This window comes from uncultured Phascolarctobacterium sp. (assembly GCF_958349595.1).
Lineage (GTDB): Bacteria > Bacillota > Negativicutes > Acidaminococcales > Acidaminococcaceae > Phascolarctobacterium.
In genome coordinates, this window is the sequence record NZ_CATWDQ010000029.1 from 1 (window position 1) to 18,677 (window position 18,677).

At 48.6% G+C, this 18,677-nt stretch carries 22 protein-coding genes; all 22 read right to left on the bottom strand.

Features of this window, described 5'->3' with window-relative positions; genetic code table 11:
• Positions 1 to 440: 440 nt before the first annotated feature.
• Positions 441 to 989 (bottom strand): NUDIX domain-containing protein, encoded by a 549-nt coding sequence (locus tag Q4G98_RS12170; RefSeq protein ID WP_298562563.1) that lies wholly within the window; start codon positions 987 to 989, stop codon positions 441 to 443.
• Positions 990 to 994: 5 nt separating this feature from the next.
• Entirely contained in the window at positions 995 to 2,677 is a 1,683-nt protein-coding gene (gene recN, locus Q4G98_RS12175) for a DNA repair protein RecN (protein ID WP_298562565.1), read from the bottom strand.
• A gap of 21 nt (positions 2,678 to 2,698) precedes the next feature.
• Complete coding sequence (argR, locus tag Q4G98_RS12180) at positions 2,699 to 3,145, bottom strand: arginine repressor (RefSeq protein WP_177560631.1); 447 nt, start codon at positions 3,143 to 3,145, stop codon at positions 2,699 to 2,701.
• Positions 3,146 to 3,186: 41 nt separating this feature from the next.
• Positions 3,187 to 4,053 (bottom strand): NAD(+)/NADH kinase, encoded by an 867-nt coding sequence (locus tag Q4G98_RS12185; protein ID WP_298562567.1) that lies wholly within the window; start codon positions 4,051 to 4,053, stop codon positions 3,187 to 3,189.
• 16 nt (positions 4,054 to 4,069) lie between these two features.
• Positions 4,070 to 4,888: a TlyA family RNA methyltransferase gene (locus Q4G98_RS12190; protein WP_298562569.1), complete on the bottom strand. Its 819-nt coding sequence runs from the start codon at positions 4,886 to 4,888 to the stop codon at positions 4,070 to 4,072.
• Entirely contained in the window at positions 4,885 to 6,783 is a 1,899-nt protein-coding gene (dxs, locus tag Q4G98_RS12195) for a 1-deoxy-D-xylulose-5-phosphate synthase (RefSeq protein WP_298562571.1), read from the bottom strand. The genes Q4G98_RS12190 and dxs overlap by 4 nt, the downstream gene beginning before the upstream one ends.
• A gap of 35 nt (positions 6,784 to 6,818) precedes the next feature.
• Positions 6,819 to 7,694 (bottom strand): polyprenyl synthetase family protein, encoded by an 876-nt coding sequence (locus Q4G98_RS12200; RefSeq protein ID WP_298562573.1) that lies wholly within the window; start codon positions 7,692 to 7,694, stop codon positions 6,819 to 6,821.
• A gap of 1 nt (position 7,695) precedes the next feature.
• The gene (gene xseB, locus Q4G98_RS12205) at positions 7,696 to 7,953 is read right to left on the bottom strand and encodes an exodeoxyribonuclease VII small subunit (RefSeq protein WP_177560626.1); all 258 of its coding nucleotides are present in this window, start codon (positions 7,951 to 7,953) and stop codon (positions 7,696 to 7,698) included.
• Positions 7,950 to 9,164: an exodeoxyribonuclease VII large subunit gene (xseA, locus tag Q4G98_RS12210; protein ID WP_298562575.1), complete on the bottom strand. Its 1,215-nt coding sequence runs from the start codon at positions 9,162 to 9,164 to the stop codon at positions 7,950 to 7,952. Before xseA ends, xseB begins: the two co-directional genes overlap by 4 nt.
• On the bottom strand, positions 9,157 to 10,116 hold the full coding sequence (locus Q4G98_RS12215) for an O-sialoglycoprotein endopeptidase (protein WP_298562577.1): 960 nt from the start codon (positions 10,114 to 10,116) through the stop codon (positions 9,157 to 9,159). Before Q4G98_RS12215 ends, xseA begins: the two co-directional genes overlap by 8 nt.
• Positions 10,109 to 10,519 carry a transcription antitermination factor NusB gene (gene nusB / locus Q4G98_RS12220; protein WP_298562579.1) on the bottom strand — a complete coding sequence of 137 codons (411 nt, stop codon included), beginning with the start codon at positions 10,517 to 10,519 and terminating at the stop codon, positions 10,109 to 10,111. Before nusB ends, Q4G98_RS12215 begins: the two co-directional genes overlap by 8 nt.
• A gap of 23 nt (positions 10,520 to 10,542) precedes the next feature.
• Positions 10,543 to 10,770: a DUF2273 domain-containing protein gene (locus Q4G98_RS12225; RefSeq protein ID WP_177560622.1), complete on the bottom strand. Its 228-nt coding sequence runs from the start codon at positions 10,768 to 10,770 to the stop codon at positions 10,543 to 10,545.
• Between the two features lie 13 nt (positions 10,771 to 10,783).
• Positions 10,784 to 11,302 (bottom strand): alkaline shock response membrane anchor protein AmaP, encoded by a 519-nt coding sequence (amaP, locus tag Q4G98_RS12230; RefSeq protein ID WP_177560621.1) that lies wholly within the window; start codon positions 11,300 to 11,302, stop codon positions 10,784 to 10,786.
• Between the two features lie 6 nt (positions 11,303 to 11,308).
• Positions 11,309 to 11,809 (bottom strand): Asp23/Gls24 family envelope stress response protein, encoded by a 501-nt coding sequence (locus Q4G98_RS12235; protein ID WP_293718226.1) that lies wholly within the window; start codon positions 11,807 to 11,809, stop codon positions 11,309 to 11,311.
• Between the two features lie 149 nt (positions 11,810 to 11,958).
• A complete protein-coding gene (gene efp, locus Q4G98_RS12240) occupies positions 11,959 to 12,516 on the bottom strand; it encodes an elongation factor P (RefSeq protein ID WP_177560619.1) in 558 nt (185 codons plus the stop codon).
• 23 nt (positions 12,517 to 12,539) lie between these two features.
• A complete protein-coding gene (locus tag Q4G98_RS12245) occupies positions 12,540 to 13,598 on the bottom strand; it encodes a Xaa-Pro peptidase family protein (protein ID WP_177560618.1) in 1,059 nt (352 codons plus the stop codon).
• A gap of 71 nt (positions 13,599 to 13,669) precedes the next feature.
• Positions 13,670 to 13,900, bottom strand: a complete 231-nt coding sequence (locus tag Q4G98_RS12250) for a DUF4911 domain-containing protein (RefSeq protein ID WP_177560617.1) — start codon at positions 13,898 to 13,900, stop codon at positions 13,670 to 13,672.
• A complete protein-coding gene (locus Q4G98_RS12255; protein ID WP_298562582.1) occupies positions 13,894 to 15,129 on the bottom strand; it encodes a U32 family peptidase in 1,236 nt (411 codons plus the stop codon). The genes Q4G98_RS12250 and Q4G98_RS12255 overlap by 7 nt, the downstream gene beginning before the upstream one ends.
• 9 nt (positions 15,130 to 15,138) lie before the next feature.
• Positions 15,139 to 16,149, bottom strand: coding sequence for an endolytic transglycosylase MltG (gene mltG, locus Q4G98_RS12260; protein WP_177560615.1), 1,011 nt, complete (start codon positions 16,147 to 16,149; stop codon positions 15,139 to 15,141).
• A gap of 73 nt (positions 16,150 to 16,222) precedes the next feature.
• Positions 16,223 to 16,570: a DUF1292 domain-containing protein gene (locus Q4G98_RS12265; RefSeq protein ID WP_177560614.1), complete on the bottom strand. Its 348-nt coding sequence runs from the start codon at positions 16,568 to 16,570 to the stop codon at positions 16,223 to 16,225.
• Between the two features lie 62 nt (positions 16,571 to 16,632).
• Positions 16,633 to 18,225 (bottom strand): hypothetical protein, encoded by a 1,593-nt coding sequence (locus Q4G98_RS12270; protein WP_298562584.1) that lies wholly within the window; start codon positions 18,223 to 18,225, stop codon positions 16,633 to 16,635.
• Positions 18,226 to 18,229: 4 nt separating this feature from the next.
• Positions 18,230 to 18,658: a Holliday junction resolvase RuvX gene (ruvX, locus tag Q4G98_RS12275; RefSeq protein ID WP_177560612.1), complete on the bottom strand. Its 429-nt coding sequence runs from the start codon at positions 18,656 to 18,658 to the stop codon at positions 18,230 to 18,232.
• Positions 18,659 to 18,677: the final 19 nt, after the last annotated feature.

Genomic DNA, 18,677 nt, shown 5'->3' on the forward strand with positions numbered 1-18,677 from the left:
GCTATACTTTTTCCTGCTGTTTTTAACAATCTGCTCTCCCCTTAATTACAGCTTTAAATTTAACACTTACAAGCTTTCCCAAATATTGGTTTTCCATTTTCTTATTTAATCATTAACTTATTTTTCGAATTAAAACCTTAAAAATATTTAAAATAGTAATAACCATTATAATTATAGCACTTGTGTACCCCCCCGCAAGACACTTACTTTTAATGTGTGTAAAAATTTTATTGTGTCTTGCCCGGCGCATTACGCCAGCGACTTTAAAACTATCGGCGTCTGCGCACGGCCTTTGCTTACATCAGCTTCAAATAAGCACAAAAAAATACCGTTCAGCATTACACTGAACGGTATTCGTCCGTTACTAATTTCAAATTTTATACAGTTTTCATTAACGCAGACTATTATAGTCAGCCTGCGTCACATACACCTGTTAAGTTTTATTTCAGCATTTCCAACACACACAAAGCGCTTAAAGTTTTAGAATCGAAGATCTCGCCAGCCAGCACCATTTGCCTGACCTGCTGCGGCGTTAAGGCCACAATGTCGATAAACTCATCTTCATCTGTATGCTGAGCGTGCTTTTCCAGTCCACGTGCCGCATAAAGGTGAATAACTTCATCCGTAAAGCCCGGCGTGGTAACGATAGAAGTAAGCTTCTGCCATTCCTGAGCGCTGTAACCGGTTTCTTCCGACAGTTCCCTTGCCGCGCACACGTCAGGTTCCTCGCCCGGATCAAGTTTTCCTGCCGGGATCTCGTACATTACCGTCCCCACTGGATACCGGTACTGCTTAACAAAAATCATCCTGCCGTCGTCTAAAATCGGAACAATAGCGACAGCACCCGGATGATGGATCAGTTCACGGGTCGTTTCCCTGCCATTCGGCAAGGTCACTGTATCGATGTTTACCTGCAGCAAACGTCCGGAAAATCCGACTTTACTGCTGATAAAGGTTTCGTCTAAATTTGCCTGATGAAATTTTTTCATAACGCTCACCTTGCCTGTTTATTTTTGGCAGCCGCTGCCAGAAGTTCCTTAGCGTTGGCATAAGCAACTTCGCTGACGTTGTCGCCGACAGTCATACGCATCAGCTCCTGAATACGTCCTTCTTCATCCAGCGTCGTCAAGCCTGTCGAAGTGCGCCCGCCCGCGCTTTCCTTACGGATCAGGATATGTCTGTCAGCAAAAGAAGCGATCTGCGGTAAATGCGTAATACACAGCACCTGTCCTACTTTAGCAATAACAGCGATCTTTTCAGCCATTTTCTGCGCCGTGACACCGCCAACACCTGTATCGATCTCGTCGAAAACCATCGTCGGCACGCCGCTGGCATTTAAAAGCACGGTTTTGATAGCCAGCGCCACACGTGAAAGCTCGCCGCCGGAAGCTACTTTTAATAAAGGCCGGATCGGTTCGCCCAGGTTCGCCGTAAACAGGAAGGTCAGTTCATCCTTACCGGTTTTGCCGGGCGTTTCTTTAGCAGCAACGGCGATCTCAAACTTTCCTTCCGGCATCGCCAGATCGTGAATATGCGTGGTCACTTTATCCGCCAGTTCGGCTGCGTATTTACAGCGCAGCTGTGACAAGCTTTGTGCCTGCTGTTCTAACTCGCTTTTTTGCTGCGTCAAAAGCTGTCTTGCTTTAGCAATATTCGTTTCCAGCTGCGTCAGGTCGTCAGCCTGCTGCTGCGCCTGCTGTAAATAGGCATCGATAGCTTCGTAGCTGTCGCCGTATTTCTTCTGCAGCCGATACCACAGGTCCAAACGGCCCTCAACATAAGCGGCTCTTTCGGCATCGTATTCTTCACTGCTCAAGTAATCACTCAGCTCGCGCCGGCATTCGTCCAGAGTAATCCAGCTGCTTTCCAGATTTTCGCAGACACTGCTCAAGCGTTCGTCATAACGTACAACAGCGCCTAACTGGTCTTTAGCAGCCGCAAGGCCGTCAAGGATACCTCTTTCAGCATCCAGATATTCATGCGCACTGCTGACTGCCGTCATGATCTTACCGCTGTTTTGCAGCCGTCTGGCTTCTTCCTGCAGGACTTCCAGTTCGCCGGCTTCCAGAGCAGCGTCGGTGATTTCTTTGATTTCCCACTCCAGCCTGTCCAATATGCGTTCCCGCTCGCTGCCGGTATTTTCCAGCTGCGTCAATCTGGCCTGAGTCGCCAGATAAGCTTCATACAGCGTCTGATACGTTTTAAGCACAGGAGCGATCTCCTTACGTCCGTATAGATCGACCAGCGTCAAAGGTGCATCTGGCTTTAAAAGCGCCTGGTTTTCATGCTGACCGTGAATGTCGACTAAAAGTTCGCTGAAGCTTTTGAGCACTGCCAATGGCACCTGCACGCCGTTAACTGTAGCCTGGCTTTTGCCGTTGGCTAAAATACGCCGTCTCAAAAACAACTCGTCCTCTTCATCGATCCCCTGCTGTGCCAGCAAAGCCTTGACGGCCTCTATCCCGCTGATGTCGAACACTGCCTGTACCCAAAAGGAATCAGCCCCGCTGCGGATATAATCCGCCGAAGCACGATTGCCAAGTACGATGCCGAAAGCATCGATCAGGATAGATTTGCCGGCGCCGGTCTCGCCTGTAAAAATATTGAAGCCGGAAGCAAAATCTATTTTCGCATCTTCAATTAAAGCAAAATTATGCACATGCAAAGATTGCAGCATCGTTCAACGACCCCGTCCTTATCAGCGATTATTAAAACGTTCCATAAAAGTCGCCGTATTTTCTTTTGAAGCGACAGCAACAAAAATAGTATCGTCCCCGGCAACCGTTCCCAACACTTCCGGCCATTTCATGTAATCGATAGCATAAGCTACGGATTGAGCCGTGCCGGGCAGACTGCGGATAACGACCAGATTTTCGGAAGCACGCATCCCCACGATAGAATCCTGGAAGGTACGTTCCAAACGGCCGGGAGTCAGCAGCATATTATGTTCTTTCGGAAAAGCATAATGATAGTTGCCTTCGGCATCCGGGACTTTGATGAGCATCAACTCTTTGATGTCGCGGGAAACTGTGGCCTGTGTCACCTCGATACCTTCGTGGCGCAGCGCAGCCGCCAGATCTTCCTGGGTCTCGATTTTACTGTGTTCGATGATTTCTTTGATCTTACCGTGTCTGATACCTTTCACGTCTCTCACCTCATATCTTTATTTGTAAGCTGTTGGATATTTTAAAGCATTTCCGTGTTGCGGATCAGCTTTTCCTGCCATGTTTCATAATAACTGCGGCCATTGAGCCTGATAAACGTCACCTTATTGGGGCTTTTAGCAATTCTTACTGTGTCATTTTCCGCTATAGCGGCTATTATCTCACCGTCAGCAGAAAGCAGAAGTTCTTCGTAGGGCGGCACAGCATTCAATTCAATGACTTTGTCCATCGGGATCAAAAGCGGCCTTGTATAAAGCGCATGAGCGCAGATCGGCGTAATAATAGTGACATCAAGGCTTGGATGCACCAGCGGCCCGCCTGCTGACAGAGAATAAGCAGTAGAGCCTGTCGCCGTTGCCACAATGAGACCGTCGGCGGCATAATTGCCAGAACGCTTGCCGTTGACCTTTAAGCTGAGGTGCGCCAGTTTGGAAAAATGCCCCCTGGCCACTACCATATCGTTCAATGCGTGAGCGTCGACCAAAACCTTACCGTCACGCCAGACGCAGGCCTGCAGCTGGCTGCGTTCTTCCAGTACATATTCGCCGGAGGTCAGCTTTGGCAGCGCTTCCGGCAGATCTTTGAGTTCTATCTCAGCTAAAAATCCCAGTTTGCCAAAATTGACGCCAAAAACAGGGATTTTGAGCGGCGCTAAAAATCTTGTCATCTGCAGCAGCGTACCGTCACCGCCCAAAGATACAGCCATATCCATCTGCTTCAGGCTCGTCCTGTCGCAAACGTCGTAGCCGGGCCTGGCTGCGTATGCCAGACGCTGCGGCAGCACTGCTTCGATACCGGCCTTATCACACAGTTCCAGCACTTTCGGCAGGCTGTTTTTGACATTTTCTTTTTTCATATTGGGGAAGATACCCAATCGCAATTTATTCATAAAAGCCTCACTGTTTTTACTCTTGGGTCTGCGGTTTATCCAGATCGCCATGGGATCTGGAAACAAGCTCGTCGATCATCGCTTCGCTGACGGCATCGTCATCGCCCAGCGTCAGATGCAGTAAATATTCAATATTGCCTTCCGGCCCTTTGATCGGCGAAAAATCCAGCCCGGCAATGCCGAAGCCTTCTGTTTTGGCAAAATTGACGACCTTTTTGATCACGCCGGCATGTACTTTAGGATCGCGGACAACGCCTTTTTTGCCAACATTCTCTTTGCCGGCTTCAAACTGCGGCTTGATCAGCGCGATTACAAATCCCGTCGGTTTCAGCAGCTTATGCACCGCCGGCAGCACTTTATCCAGAGAAATAAAGGCTACGTCGATAGTCGCCGCATCCACCTGCTCTCCCAGGCTGTCAGCTTCCAGATACCGTACATTGGTACGTTCCATATTGACGACGCGCTCATCATTGCGCAGCTTCCACGCCAACTGACCATAGCCTACATCAACGGCATACACCCTTACCGCCCCGTTTTGCAGGGCACAATCGGAAAACCCGCCTGTGGAAGCACCAATATCGGCAACTATTTTACCCTTGACACTGATAGGAAAGATCTGCAGGGCTTTTTCTAGTTTTAACCCGCCGCGGCTCACATATTTGAGTTTTTCACCCAGCAGACGTATCGCCGCATCTTCGGGGACCTGCGTTCCCGGTTTATCTATTTTCTGTTCGTTGACCAACACCTGTCCTGCCATGATCGCAGCCTGAGCCCTGGCCCGGCTTTCAAAAAGACCTCTGGCAGTCAGCAGTGCGTCTAATCGTTCTTTTTTCACTTAGCTTCGTCGGCACCTTTCACCCAGGCAGTAATTTTTTCTGTAATGCTGCCGGTATCCAAACCCATATCCCGGAACAGATATTTTTTATCGCCATGCGGCACAAATTCGTCAGGAATCCCCAGATTCAAGACCTGCACCTTTTGCAGCAGTCCTGCCGCATTGAGCAGTTCCAGAACTGCCGAACCAACGCCGCCAGCCAACACCCCTTCTTCCAGAGTCACCAGTCTGCCACACGTTGCGGCGGCCTGCATGATCAGGTCTTTGTCCAGCGGTTTGGCAAAGCGCAGATTGACCACACCAGCCTGGATACCGCTAGCCGCTAAAGCATCAGCCACCTGCAGAGCCGGCTGCACCATACTGCCGATCGCCAGCAGGCAAACGTCTTTGCCTTCCCGCAGCAGCTCGCCCCTGCCTATGGGCAGCTCAGGCAGTTCACTTTCACAAGACACACCGACACCACTGCCGCGCGGATAACGGATCGCAACCGGTCCGTTAAATTTCAGCGCCGTATTCAGCATCTGCCGCAGCTCATTTTCATCTTTCGGCGCCATGACAGTCATCTTCGGCATCGACCGCAGATAAGCATAATCAAAAACGCCATGATGCGTATAACCGTCGTCACCGACGATACCTGCACGGTCAAGACACAAGGTCACGTGCAGATCCTGCATGCAAATGTCATGCAGCACCGAATCATAAGCTCTTTGCAAAAAGGTAGAATAGACAGCGACTACAGGCTTCAGCCCGGCAGCAGCCATACCCGCAGCAGCCGTTACAGCATGCTGCTCGGCAATGCCTACGTCCAAAAACCGCTGGGGATAGCTTTCCGCAAATTTGTTCAAACCTGTACCATCAGGCATAGCCGCCGTAATGGCAACAATATCAGTATCCTGTTCAGCCAGTTCTACCAGAGTTTTGCCGAATATTTCCGTATAAGTTACAGGAGCTTCAGGATCAGTGATTTTTTTCCCTGTAGCGATCTCAAAAGGACCAGTACCGTGAAATTTATTCGGACTGGTTTCAGCAGGCTCATAGCCCTTACCTTTTTTGGTGATCACATGCACAAGAACCGGCCCGTTGACATGCTTGGCTGCTTCCAAGACCTCCAGCAGCTTGCTTAGATCATGTCCGTCGATCGGCCCCAGATATTTAAAGCCCAGTTCTTCAAAAACGGAGCTGGGTACCATCAGGTACTTAACGCTGCCTTTGACACGTTCGATAGCATTCAAAACATCGGCGCCGAAGTCAAGGCCTTTCAGCCAGCCTTCCACGTCGTGTTTGATTTTATTATATGTTTCGCCCGTACGCAGGTCGCACAAATACTGCGACATGGCACCCACGTTTTTTGAAATGGACATCTCGTTATCATTTAAAATAACGATCATTTTTTTATGCAGATCGCCGGCATTATTCAAGGCTTCAAAAGACATACCGCCTGTCATCGAGCCATCACCGATAACAGCGATCACATTATTGTCTTCACCTTTAAGGTCGCGTGCTACCGCCATACCCAAAGCTGCCGAGATCGACGTGCTGGAATGGCCGGTACCAAAAGCATCGTGTTCGCTTTCTTTCCGCTTAGGGAAACCTGACAGGCCCTGATATTGCCTCAGCGTTGGAAACTCTTCCTTGCGTCCGGTGAGGATCTTATGGATATAGGACTGATGCCCTACGTCCCAGATGATTTTATCTTTAGGCGTCGTAAATACTTTGTGCAAAGCCAAAGTAAGTTCTACCACACCTAAATTAGGCGCCAGATGTCCGCCGTTTTTAGAAACGACATCAATGATCAGCTGTCTGATCTCGCCGGCCAAAAGCTTCATTTCATCCAGCGTCAGCATTTTCAGATCTGCGGGAGAATTTATTTTTTGCAACAATTGCTCATTTTGCATTCAGCAATCCGCCTTTCTTCTCAATAACAAGTAGCTCAGCTTTTACGCCCGCACATCATTTTTGTGATCTCACGCAGAGCTTCGGCATTTTCGCCAAACATTTCCAGACAGCTCAGCGCTTCATCAACAGTTTTCTGGGCCAGCGCTTTCGCGCCTTCCAGCGTATATAAAGTCACGTAAGTAGATTTATGTTTTTTCTCGTCGCTGTGCGCTGCCTTACCCATCTGGGCAGCGTCGCCTTCAACGTCAAGGATATCGTCTGTGATCTGGAAAGCCAGACCCAGCAGGTCGGCAAATTTAGTCAGAGCCAGCAGCTCTTCACTGGACGCACCTGACAAACGTGCGCCGCTGCGCACGGCCGCAATAAAAAGCGCGCCGGTTTTTCCTGCATGCAGTTTGCGCAGTTCTTCTTCGCTGATCTGCTTGCCTTCGGAATCAAGATCGATCACCTGACCGCCGACCATCCCAAAGTTGCCGGCACACATCGCCACTTCGCGCACCGTTTCGATCAAAGCTTCCGCCGGTACGTTTTTCTGTTCCAGCATCACTTCAAAAGCCAGGGTCAGCAAAGCATCGCCTGCCAAAAGCGCCATTGCCTCGCCGAAAACCTTATGGTTAGTCAGCCGTCCGCGACGGTATTCATCATCATCCATACAGGGCAGATCATCGTGGATCAGAGAGTAAGTGTGGATCATTTCCAGCCCGCAGGCTACCGGCAGAAAATTATAACCGCTGACGCCCAAAGCATCGGCCGTTGCCATTAAAATGATCGGACGAATACGCTTGCCGCCTGCCAGCAGGCTATAGGCCATTGCTTCGTCGACACGCGAGATCCCCTTTTTTTCCAAACGTTTTTCTAAAAAAGTATTGACCAGTTTCTGTCTGTCCTCATAATACCTGTTAAAATCCATGTCAATCCTCCAGATCTGCGAATGTTTCCAGTTCATATTCGTCATCGCTGCCATTATCTGCCACAACGATTTTTTCTACTTCCTGCTGAACGGTGTTGAGTTTGGTCATGCAAACCTTACTCAAAGCCACGCCCTGCTGAAATGCAGCCAAGGCTTCCTCTAAAGGCAGCTCGCCGCTTTCCAAAAGCTGTACCTGCTGTTCCAGCTCGGCCAGCGCATCTTCAAATTTTATATTTTTGGCGATTTTTTTCATCGTCATTTCTGTTCACGCCTTTCTACCTGCTGCACTATCGATATTACGTCGCCGTCGGCGACCTGTGTTCTGAGTTCTTCGCCCCAGCGTACGTCTTCGATACTGCGCAGGGCTTTGCCCGCATCTGTTTTCGTTATCGAATAACCTCTGGCAAGTACTGTCAGCGGTGATAAAGCATCGAGCCGCGCTGCCAGCAGGCCAAACTCATGCTGACGCTGCCGCAGGATACTTTCCATCCTGCCCTGCATCTGACGCATCGCCATATCGGTACGCTGCTGTAACGGTTCCAGCCAGCGTTCCGGTCTGGTCAGAGCCCAGGAGTCCTGCAAACGCTGCAGCTTATGCTGCGCCTGTTCCAGCTGATGCAAAAGCACCCGCTCGCCACGGGCCGTCAATTCTTCAACATAACGCAGATAAGCATCAGCATCAGCAACGACCAGCTCCGCTGCCTGCGAAGGTGTCGCAGCCCTGCGGTCAGCAGCAAAATCTGCCAAAGTAAAATCCGTTTCGTGCCCCACTGCCGAAACTACAGGTATTGCAGAAGCGGCAATAGCACGCACAACAGGCTCTTCATTAAAAGCCCACAATTCCTCTATAGAACCGCCGCCGCGTCCCACGATCAGGACGTCGGCCAAACGGTGTTTATTCATAAATTGGATCGCTCTGACGATCTCAGCAGCAGAACCGTCACCCTGCACCTTGACAGGAAAAAGCAGCAGCTTGATACCGCGATTGCGCCGTCTGGCAACAGTGATCATATCGCGTACAGCAGCACCTGAAGGCGATGTTATCATACCGACTGTTTTCGGGTTCAGCGGCAGTTCACGTTTACGAGCGCTGTCAAACAGGCCTTCCTCAGTCAGTTTTTTCTTCAGCTGCTCGTAGGCCAGCATCAGATCTCCTGCTCCTAAAGGCAGCAGCAGGTCTGTATACAGCTGATAGACGCCGTCGCGCTCGTACACACCTACACGGCCGATAGCTATGACAGTATCGCCGTTTTGCGGTTCAAAACGCAGACTGCGCGCCTGATTGCGAAACATAACTGCTTTTAATACGCCGCCGGCATCTTTCAGGGTAAAATAGCAATGACCTGAAGCATAGCGCTTAAAGTTAGATATCTCACCCTGGATCTGGATATTAGTAAAAGTGCGATTGCCCTCCAGCAGGCTTTTGATCATTAAATTTATTTCACTTACGGAATAAATCACTTCATTCATAACGGCTTTCTCCCTGCCTGAACGCATATGCAGCACAACCGGCAGCATTATCCGGGCTGAAGCGGCTTTCCGGTATCCAGACCCTGATCCTGCGTTTAGCAAGCTTTTCTATCAGATGGCTGCGGATATAGCTGTTAGAAGCCACTCCGCCGACCAGTAAAACGTCAAAAATTTCTTTCTGCGCCGCCACATTGCGGATCATTCTGACAAAAGTTTCTGCCAGAGCATACTGCACTCCTGCCGCCAAAGCTGCAGGATCAGCACCAGCCTCCAGCTTGCGTAAAGCTGCTGTTGCCGGGCCGGACAAACTGACGTCACCCTGACGCACTGCTACCGGCACTTCGATGCAGTCGTCTGCTGTTGCAGCCAACCGCTCTAAAGCAGGCCCGGCGGGAAACTGTAAACTCAGGGCAACCCCTACTCTGTCGATAAACTGCCCCGCGTGCAGGTCTTTACTGCCGCCTGCCTGAGTCAATTCATAATTACCGTCAGCACGTTTTTCCACTGCCAATAAATCGGTAGTACCTCCGGAAGCATGCAAAAGCAGAAAACGGTCGGCATCAGGACCCTGCGCTGACCATAATCCGGCTTCCAAATGATTTTCCTGATGGCTGATCTCATGCAGCGGGATTTCGCTTGCAGCCGCTAGGGAACGCGCCAGACCTAAACCAACCAAAAAGGCCGGCATATACGAATTTTCCAGCGGACGCGGCCGTGCAGAAACACCGATACCAACGATTTTCAGCGGCTTTGTAAAAAGCTCCTGCATCAGATCCGGCAGGTTACGAGTATGCTGAAACACCATTTCTGACTGCTGCAGCCCTCTGCCGCCCTGCTTTACCTGTAAGATCCTGCGGGCCTCGCCCACCAGCCTGCCTTCTCTGTCGATCGCTGCGACCGATGTCGTATAACAGCTGGTATCAATGCCCAGATAAACCTCATTTTTATACATCACTGCGAACCATTTTACCTAAAACCCCGTTGATAAACCGCGGAGTATCATCTGTTCCGTAAATTTTCGCTATTTCTACAGCTTCGTTGATCGCTACATTAGGCACCAGCTTTTCCGGTGCAAAAAACATTTCGTAAACAGCGACCCGCAAAATATTACGATCGACTGCCGGCATACGCTCTAAAGTCCAGTCAATAGCATATTCGCTTATTTTGGTATCGATAGCTTCATTATTAGTCAGAACGCCATTTAAAACATCCAGCGCATAAACTCTGGCTTTTTCGGCGCTTTTATCCGCCCGTTCTTCAATAGCCGCGTCCAGCGCCGCTGTACTGTCGACCTGGGCAAAATCTATTTGAAACAAACTTTGTAAAACCAATTCCCTTGCAATCCTGCGAATCATATTAGCCCTCTCTCGTCTAAAATTTATTTATGGTAGCCGGGCGGCAGCAGCCTGTCCAGCCATTCCAGTAAGTCTTCTTTTTTATCCAGCTTGTTGCCCAGGAAGAACCCGGCAGTAATGCAGATCAGCAGAAAGATCGTCTGCAGAAAGCCTAAAAGCAAAAACATCACGCCGATAAACAGTCCAAACAAAGAACCCAGCAGGCGGCCGCGGTAATTCTTCCAAAGGTCACTTAAAATTTCGTTAAACATACCGTCGTCCCCCTTAGCCTTTTGCTTTGATCTGTTTGAAGAACAGGTCTATATCACCGATCTCCATACCCAAAACCTTTTTTATGGTATCGCGTACATTATATTTGATCTCATCGGTAGTTTCAGGAATATTGATGCCAGGTTCTATGGAAGCATTGATGCGGATACTGATATGGTCTTCGCCCATTTTAGCCTCGACCTTAACACCGTAAACGCCATAGACCTCTTTTGCGATCTCGGCCACATAATCTTCGATCGCGCTTTTGCCGACAGATACTTTGCCGGTATCAGCACTGCTGATCGTCAGCGAAGTCATGCCTGTGGCACCGATACCTGCTATAAGCAGGCGCAGGCTCACCAGCAGAATAATAATACCTCCCACCGCATATTCCCAGTTACCGGGGATCGTCGCAAAGAAAGCAGTGATAGCGGTCTGGCCGATAATACCCAAGCTGCAAAGCACTACCAAAACTGCTACTACTGCCATCAAAAAAGTGTATAAAGTTAAAATAATTCTATCAGGTATTCCCAAAATAACTCACTCCTCACTAAAGAAATTTTCATGGGCGGCGTCCATTTTTTCCAGGCTCTCTTCCAATTCACTCTTGGGTCGGCGCGCCACGCCCTGTATATGCACATCGACGAATTTAACTTCATAACCAGTCATGTTCTCGATTGCTTCTTTGACCTTTTCCTGTATTTCCAACGCTATTTCAGGGATACATGAGCCATATTCAACATTGACATAAACCGCTGCCGTTACCACATGTCCATCGACAGTGATCCGTACGCCTTTGGCAAAGCTTTTCTTGCCTAAAAATTCATTCAGGCCTTCGGCAAAACTGCCGCTCATACCAATAACACCGTTGACTTCCTGAGCAGCCAGACCGGCAACGATACTTATCACTTCGTCTGCGACCTTCACATCTCCGATCTCGTCCGGCAGCTGTTCTTCATTTACTATAGCCGCATCGGCCGCTTTTGCAGCCTGCGCTTCACCGATTTCCAACTCTTTCTCTTCAGCATCTATTTTCAACACCATGCCACCTCCTGTCTGTGCGGCAACAGAATATACTTACCCTATTTTGGTTTTAATTATACCACAACCACTGTCTGAATACTATGCATAAATGCATAAAAAAACAGCGGCGAAAATAAATCCACCGCTGTTTGAACAGTCTTTTTCAATTATGCGCGTTCGATGTAGTCGCCGGTTCTGGTATCGATGCGAAGAACGTCGCCTTCGTTGATGAACAGAGGAACTTTAACAACATAGCCGGTATCCATTTTAGCCGGTTTGCTGCCGCCGGTAGCGGTATCGCCGCGGATGCCGGGGTCAGTCTCAATTACGGTCAGCTCAACAGTATTCGGCAGGTCAACGCCGAGAATACGGCCTTCGTAAACCATGATCTTAACATCCATGTTTTCTTTCAGGAAGTTCAAAGCATCGCCCAATTGCTCTTTCGTCAATTCGGTCTGCTCATAGTTTTCGTTATCCATGAAAACATATTGTCCATCAGATTCATACAGATACTGCATTTCGCGGCGGTCGATACGTGCTTTCGGCAGACGTTCGCCTGCATTGAAGGTACGTTCAACAACGGAACCGGTGCACAGATTACGCATTTTAGCACGGACAAACGCCGCACCCTTACCAGGTTTTACATGCTGGAACTCAACGACTTGCCAGGCATCGCCGTCGATAGTAACAGTCACATTGGTTTTAAATTCGTTAGTAGAAATCATAAATAGTCCTCCTATATAAAAAATTAAACAATTTCCATCAGCTGTTTTTTAACCCCGGTCAGCACTTTTGCGCCTTCGTCGGTCAACACAACCGTGTCTTCTATACGTACACCGCCCTTACCGGGGATGTAAATACCAGGTTCAACAGTAAATGTCATACCAGGCTGCAAAACTACATTCTGACCGCGTTTGTTGATATTCGGCATTTCATGGATTTCCAGACCGATACCATGTCCCAGCCCATGCACATAGTTTTCGCCATAGCCGCGGGAAGTTATATAATCCCTGACAACAGCGTCCAGCTCTGCACCAGTTATACCGGGTTTAGCATTTTTCAGACCGCGCCACTGGGCTTCTTCAACAATGGTATAAATTTCTTTATGCCACGAGTTGGCCATCCCCAAGACAACGGTACGGGTCATATCCGAATGATAGCCGTCATAAACGGCGCCGAAATCAAAAGTAATAAAATCGCCAATCTCTACTTCCTTATCAGAAGCGATACCATGCGGCAGCGCAGAACGTTCACCTGAAGCTACGATAGTTTCAAAAGCGAGTTTTTCTGCTCCCAGGCTGCGCATATAGTATTCCAGACGGCCAGCCAGTGTTTTTTCAGTCATGCCGGGCTGTAATTCATCCAGCAGCCGCAGATATGCCTCGTCGGCAATTTTTACGGCACGCCACATCAATTCCAGCTCGCGTTTATCTTTGACCATACGGATATATTTCAGATCGATGACCCGCAGCTCTTTGCCGCCTAAAAGTCCCTGCAAAGTATTGAAGTCATTATAAGTGAAATAATCGCCGTCAAAGCCAACTATTTTAGCGTCCTGCGCCAGTTCGGCCACAGTCTGCCAGATATTTTCCGCATATTCGACGATATGGCAGCATTTAGCTTCCGCCCTTGCTTGATACAAATATCTGCCATCAGTGACAAGGACAGCCCGACGGTCATCGGCATAAAGAATGCTCGAATCACCTCTGAAGCCGGTCAAATAGCGAATTGTATTAACGTCTTTGATAACGACGCAATCCAAATGTTCTTTTTCCAGAAAATCAAAGATTTTACCGATACGCGGCATAAATCCTTACCTCACTTTTTTTATAAAATAATACGATACCCAAATATTTTATCACACTTTTGACAATTTGCCTACAAAGCTTCATTAAAACTTTCAAGAATTTCTACTGCAAACGGCATATTTTCAATAATTTCCAAAACATCATTATAGGTATCAGGCGTACCACGCAAAAGAATAATGCCTTCCTGATGATCAACCGTGCTGACTAGAGCCAGATGCTCATAGCCTTCCATGATCCAGTTTACATCCGCTATACGCTCAGGCGCCACCTTTGCGTAGATGGTACTTCGGTCTTCTAACATATTACCTTCCTCCGCAGCAGCGAATCGGGCAGCAGTGCCCTGTCGCTGACGATAGAAAATTTTTGCTGGGCATGCGGGGCGCAGTCGATACTTTCTCCGTCTGCATTGCGCATATCCTCTAATGTGAGCGGGAATAATTCCCCATCCGGCATCAGTATTTCCAATACCTCGCCGTTTTTTACATTGTTGCGCTGTTCGATATAAGCGCGTTTGGCAGCAGCATCATAAGCAAGCACGATGCCGACAAAATCATGTGTCTGCTCGTAGCTGGAGGTCGTATAGACCTGTCCGTCACTGCCAGGCCTGCCAAAGGCAAACCCTTTCGTATACGGCCTGTGCGAAACTTTTTCCAATTCCTGACGCCAGGCATCCGTCACCTGATAATTTTGAGGATCGTTCCAGTAAGCATCGATCGCCTTACGATAAACACTTACCACAGTCGCCACATAATGAATACTCTTCATGCGCCCTTCGATCTTCAGGCTGCAAATACCGGCTTCGGCCAAATCAGGGATATGGTCGATCAGACACAGATCCTTGGAATTCATTACATACGTACCGCGTTCATCCTCTTCAATATCAAAGCCTTCGTCCGGGCGGTTTTTCTCGACCAGGCTGTATTCCCATCGGCAGGCCTGCGCACAGGCACCGCGGTTGCCGTCGCGTCCCGTCAGATAACTGCTCAGCAGGCAGCGCCCGGAATACGAGATGCACATTGCGCCATGCACAAAGGCTTCTAATTCTACCTCAGTCCTGGAGCCGATCTCCCGGATCTCCTCCAGCGACAGCTCGCGTGCCAGGACGACACGTTCAGCTCCCAATGCCTGCCAGGCCTGCACCGCCGCCCAGTTGCTTGTATTAGCCTGCGTGCTGACATGCAGCGGCATTGCCGGTACAGTCTGACGCGCTATATTCCAGACCCCCAGGTCAGAAATCAGCAGCGCGTCCACACCAGCCTGCTGCAAATCAAGCAAATAAGCAGGCAGCCTGGCTAAATCTTCGTTATGGGCAAAAATATTGACTGTCACATAGACTTTTTTACCAAGCCCATGCGCATAAGCAGCCGCTTCAGCAATTTCCTCGATGCCGAAATTATTGGCAAAAGCGCGCAGACCAAACATCTTGCCGCCCAAATAAACGGCATCGGCACCATAACGCAAAGCTATTTTACATTTTTCCATATTTCCTGCCGGCGCCAAAAGCTCCGGCTTATTTTTCATTCTTGTCATATTACTTCCTTACTGTGGTCCATGAATATCTTCGATCGCTTTCAAATGTTCGGCATAAGTTTTAGTAAAACGGTGATGTCCGTCTTTTTCGGCAACGAAGTATAAATACTCTGTTTTTTCAGGATTCAAAACAGCCTTGATCGCACTCATACCGGGACTGGCGATCGGCCCTGGCGGCAAGCCTGGGTTCTGATAAGTGTTATAAGGATTTTTGATCCTGGTATCAGCGATGGTGATCTCTTCTTTTTGCGTACCCAAAATATACTGTATCGTCGTATCCGACTGGATCGGCATATAAATCTCCAGACGCCGCAGAAAAACACCTGCAATACGGGGCTGTTCTTCTTTAAAAACAGCTTCCATCTCTACCAGGGAAGCCATATTGACCAGATCCCTGATCGACATTTTCTGCTTTTCAGCTTCTTCCTGGATATTCTCTTTATTCATCTGCGTATTGAATTCCTTGACCATCATGGCCAGCATCTCTTTTTCATTCATACCGATGTCAAACATATAGGTAGACGGAAAAATAAAGCCTTCCGCTTTATAAATAACATTGGGATCGCTGGTTTCCATATAGGGATACGGCGTATAGTTGCGGGCAGCTTCGATAAACTTTTCCGCAGAGCCCAAACCTTCTGCCTCGATCTTTTTAGCAGTTTTTACAACCGTATAGCCTTCCGGCACCGTAAATCTTATCCGCTGCACCTGCCCCTTCGACAAAACCTCAACGATCTCGCTGTTGGACATGCCGGCTGTTATTTCATAGCGTCCAGCCTGCAGATCCCGTTCTAATCCGCGAAACTTTGCTTCCAGCCGAAACGCTTCCGGTGTTTTTACCAATTTTTGCTTATGCAGCAGATTCGCGATATCTGCTGTCGTCATTCCCGGCTCGACCGTGATCAGATACGGGCTGCCTGTCGCCAGATCCTTATTGCTGCCAGTGTAGTTCAATACCCAGTAAGCACCTACTACTACTACCAGAAAGATGCCTAAAATAAAGGGCAATACCTTCCTCATTTTTCCATTCCCTTCACGCCAGAGATAATAAAGCTCAAAAAGTGCCGGACAGTATGTCCGGCACTATAAGTCGTTATTCTTCGTCCCAGTCTTCTACGAGTTTTTCGTAAGCAGCTTTTACTTCATCAAACTCTTCGTCAGTAGGAGCCAAATAAACCTCTTCGCCGTTTTCATCAAACTCAATGCGGGCGATGATCACATTTTCTTCTTCGTCATCTTCATGCTCATGGCAGTGACAGTCTTCATCTTCACATTCGCAGTCTTCCAAATCTATCTGCGCTAAAATTGCGAAGTTTTTCTTGCCTACAGGTACTACCATTTCTTCGCGGAAATACAATTCATTGCCTTCATCATCAGTGATAACAACGATTTGTTCTTCTTCCATAGCTTCCATATTTTCTTTATTTTCTGTTTGGTCCATTACGACACCTCGTTTCTAAATTATATACATTTTATATCATTTACAGTAATGCTGTCAATTTATCATTTTTCACCAAGCCGAGCAGCTAAAAAGCCTTTATCCAGATCAAAGCCCAGCTTACCGTTATCTTTAACTATGATATTAGTATCAAAGCTGCCGACAGCGGTAGCGATCCTGATATTGGAAAAAGCAAATTTTCCCTGCTGTCTGGTGACCGAACCTTTGATAGACCTGAAAGGAAGCATCATATATTTGCCTTCCCCGATGCGGAAGCTGCCCGCACCTGTAGCACTGCCTGCATCAGCAGTTCCTATCGCCAGCATTTTAAATGACAGCGGACCATCGACCTGCGTTTCCGTAACTACGGAGCTGTCGAGGTCTATTCCCTGTATTTCCAGTTTAAAGTCTTTGGTCTTGGTATCTACCTGACCATTGACATTGACCTGCCCGGCATAAACATTACCGATCGCGTCCCCGATATTCAGCTTGCCGTCTTTATATAAGAACTTGCCGCTGAGAGCAGTGATATAAAGGGGATCATAAGCCAGCTTATCCAGTCCGAAGGTACCTTCAGCCTCAGGCTTGTCGATGGTACCCTTGACCTTGCCCAAAGCAGTAACGGCGTCTTTTAATCCCAGCCCCGGGCTCAACGCTTCGATCGCAAAAGACGGCGCATTAACAGTCAGTGCATAAGTCTGTTTTGCTCCGGGCTTCTCGGCATAATAAACATTACCCTCCAGGATCACCGTCTGCCCTGCTACTTCCAGGTTCAAACCGGCAAATTTCAAAGCTTCAGTATCTGCCGAAAATTTACCGCTGCCCTTCGTTACAGGATAATTGATCAAAGAACCTTTTAATCCGTCGATCGTGCCGTCGATATTCAAAGTCCATTTCCCAGCAGCTTTATCAGCCCTGATCTTCACGTCAGGCAGATTACCTTCAGTGAGCACGACATCAGCCGCCTGCGGCAAAACATTCAGGATATTCTGCAGCGGCATTTTTTTGACCTCTGCTACGACCGCAGTCGTACCTGCATCATTTTGAATATCGGCGATAATATCGCTTTTGCCGTCTTTGACCCGCAAACCGTATTTGATTTTTGGATATTGCTTGAAATTGCCCTGGAACTGTACCTTATCGAAATCCAGCGGCTTGCCTTCCAGCAGCAGATTAACCTTAGCGTCTTTGATCTCCATCAAGCCGCGGAACTGCGTTGCAGTTGACGCTTTTTTTACAGTCAGCAGTGCATTGTCCGGCTGCGGTTCTTCGACCTGAAAATTGATGTAATTGACAAGATTCAACCCGTCTTTTTTAGTATAGGCCACAAAAAATCTGGGCTTGTCGATCACCACGTCACCAACAGAAGCTCCTGTCCCGCCCTTCAGCAAAGCATCGAACAAATTGACGGATACCGTTGCCGCAGGTATTTCGGCAAGCGTTTTACCATCCGGTCCTGCCCAAACGACATTTTTAAAAACAACGTCACCCGACCAGTTAGCCTGGATCGTTTCGGCTTTTAAAGTCCCCTGCAGCGCCGTCTGCTCTTCCAGCAGCTTTTTGGTAAGTTCCTCGGCCGCACGGCCGCCGAATTGGAACAGCAGTACGAAAGCAACTAAAACCAGTGCGACAAAGCCGATAAATATTTTCTTCGCCATACTTTCATTCCGTCCTTTTACTTTGTGGACTATCCAGATAATTTTGCAGAATCACCACAGCCGCCATCATATCGATGACTTTTTTGCGCTTACTGCGGCGCAGATCAGCATCTATCAAAACTTTTTCAGCGGCAACTGTCGACAAACGCTCGTCCCATAAAACTATTTTAAGCTGCGGGAACCTTGCGCCGATAACTCTGGCAAAAGCCTCACAGCTCTGTGCGCGTTCGCCTGCACTGCCGTTCATATTTTTAGGATAACCCACCACCATCGTATCGACCTCATATTCAGCGATAAGCTCGCCGATACGCTGCAGATCGCGTTCTTCACTGGTGCGACGGATCGTTTCCACCCCGTTGGCGATCATCCCCAACAAATCACTGGCGGCCACGCCGATAGTCCGCGTGCCGACATCCAGAGACATACTTCTCATGTAAGCAGCTCTCCCCGTC

Coding starts and splice junctions, on each gene's coding strand:
- Q4G98_RS12170 (WP_298562563.1), bottom strand. CDS start 989: ATGAAAAAATTTCATCAGGCAAATTTAGACGAAACCTTTATCAGCAGT.
- recN (WP_298562565.1), bottom strand. CDS start 2,677: ATGCTGCAATCTTTGCATGTGCATAATTTTGCTTTAATTGAAGATGCG.
- Q4G98_RS12185 (WP_298562567.1), bottom strand. CDS start 4,053: ATGAATAAATTGCGATTGGGTATCTTCCCCAATATGAAAAAAGAAAAT.
- dxs (WP_298562571.1), bottom strand. CDS start 6,783: ATGCAAAATGAGCAATTGTTGCAAAAAATAAATTCTCCCGCAGATCTG.
- Q4G98_RS12200 (WP_298562573.1), bottom strand. CDS start 7,694: ATGGATTTTAACAGGTATTATGAGGACAGACAGAAACTGGTCAATACT.
- xseB (WP_177560626.1), bottom strand. CDS start 7,953: ATGACGATGAAAAAAATCGCCAAAAATATAAAATTTGAAGATGCGCTG.
- xseA (WP_298562575.1), bottom strand. CDS start 9,164: ATGAATGAAGTGATTTATTCCGTAAGTGAAATAAATTTAATGATCAAA.
- Q4G98_RS12215 (WP_298562577.1), bottom strand. CDS start 10,116: ATGTATAAAAATGAGGTTTATCTGGGCATTGATACCAGCTGTTATACG.
- nusB (WP_298562579.1), bottom strand. CDS start 10,519: ATGATTCGCAGGATTGCAAGGGAATTGGTTTTACAAAGTTTGTTTCAA.
- Q4G98_RS12225 (WP_177560622.1), bottom strand. CDS start 10,770: ATGTTTAACGAAATTTTAAGTGACCTTTGGAAGAATTACCGCGGCCGC.
- efp (WP_177560619.1), bottom strand. CDS start 12,516: ATGATTTCTACTAACGAATTTAAAACCAATGTGACTGTTACTATCGAC.
- Q4G98_RS12245 (WP_177560618.1), bottom strand. CDS start 13,598: ATGCCGCGTATCGGTAAAATCTTTGATTTTCTGGAAAAAGAACATTTG.
- Q4G98_RS12250 (WP_177560617.1), bottom strand. CDS start 13,900: ATGTTAGAAGACCGAAGTACCATCTACGCAAAGGTGGCGCCTGAGCGT.
- Q4G98_RS12255 (WP_298562582.1), bottom strand. CDS start 15,129: ATGACAAGAATGAAAAATAAGCCGGAGCTTTTGGCGCCGGCAGGAAAT.
- mltG (WP_177560615.1), bottom strand. CDS start 16,149: ATGAGGAAGGTATTGCCCTTTATTTTAGGCATCTTTCTGGTAGTAGTA.
- Q4G98_RS12265 (WP_177560614.1), bottom strand. CDS start 16,570: ATGGACCAAACAGAAAATAAAGAAAATATGGAAGCTATGGAAGAAGAA.
- Q4G98_RS12270 (WP_298562584.1), bottom strand. CDS start 18,225: ATGGCGAAGAAAATATTTATCGGCTTTGTCGCACTGGTTTTAGTTGCT.
- ruvX (WP_177560612.1), bottom strand. CDS start 18,658: ATGAGAAGTATGTCTCTGGATGTCGGCACGCGGACTATCGGCGTGGCC.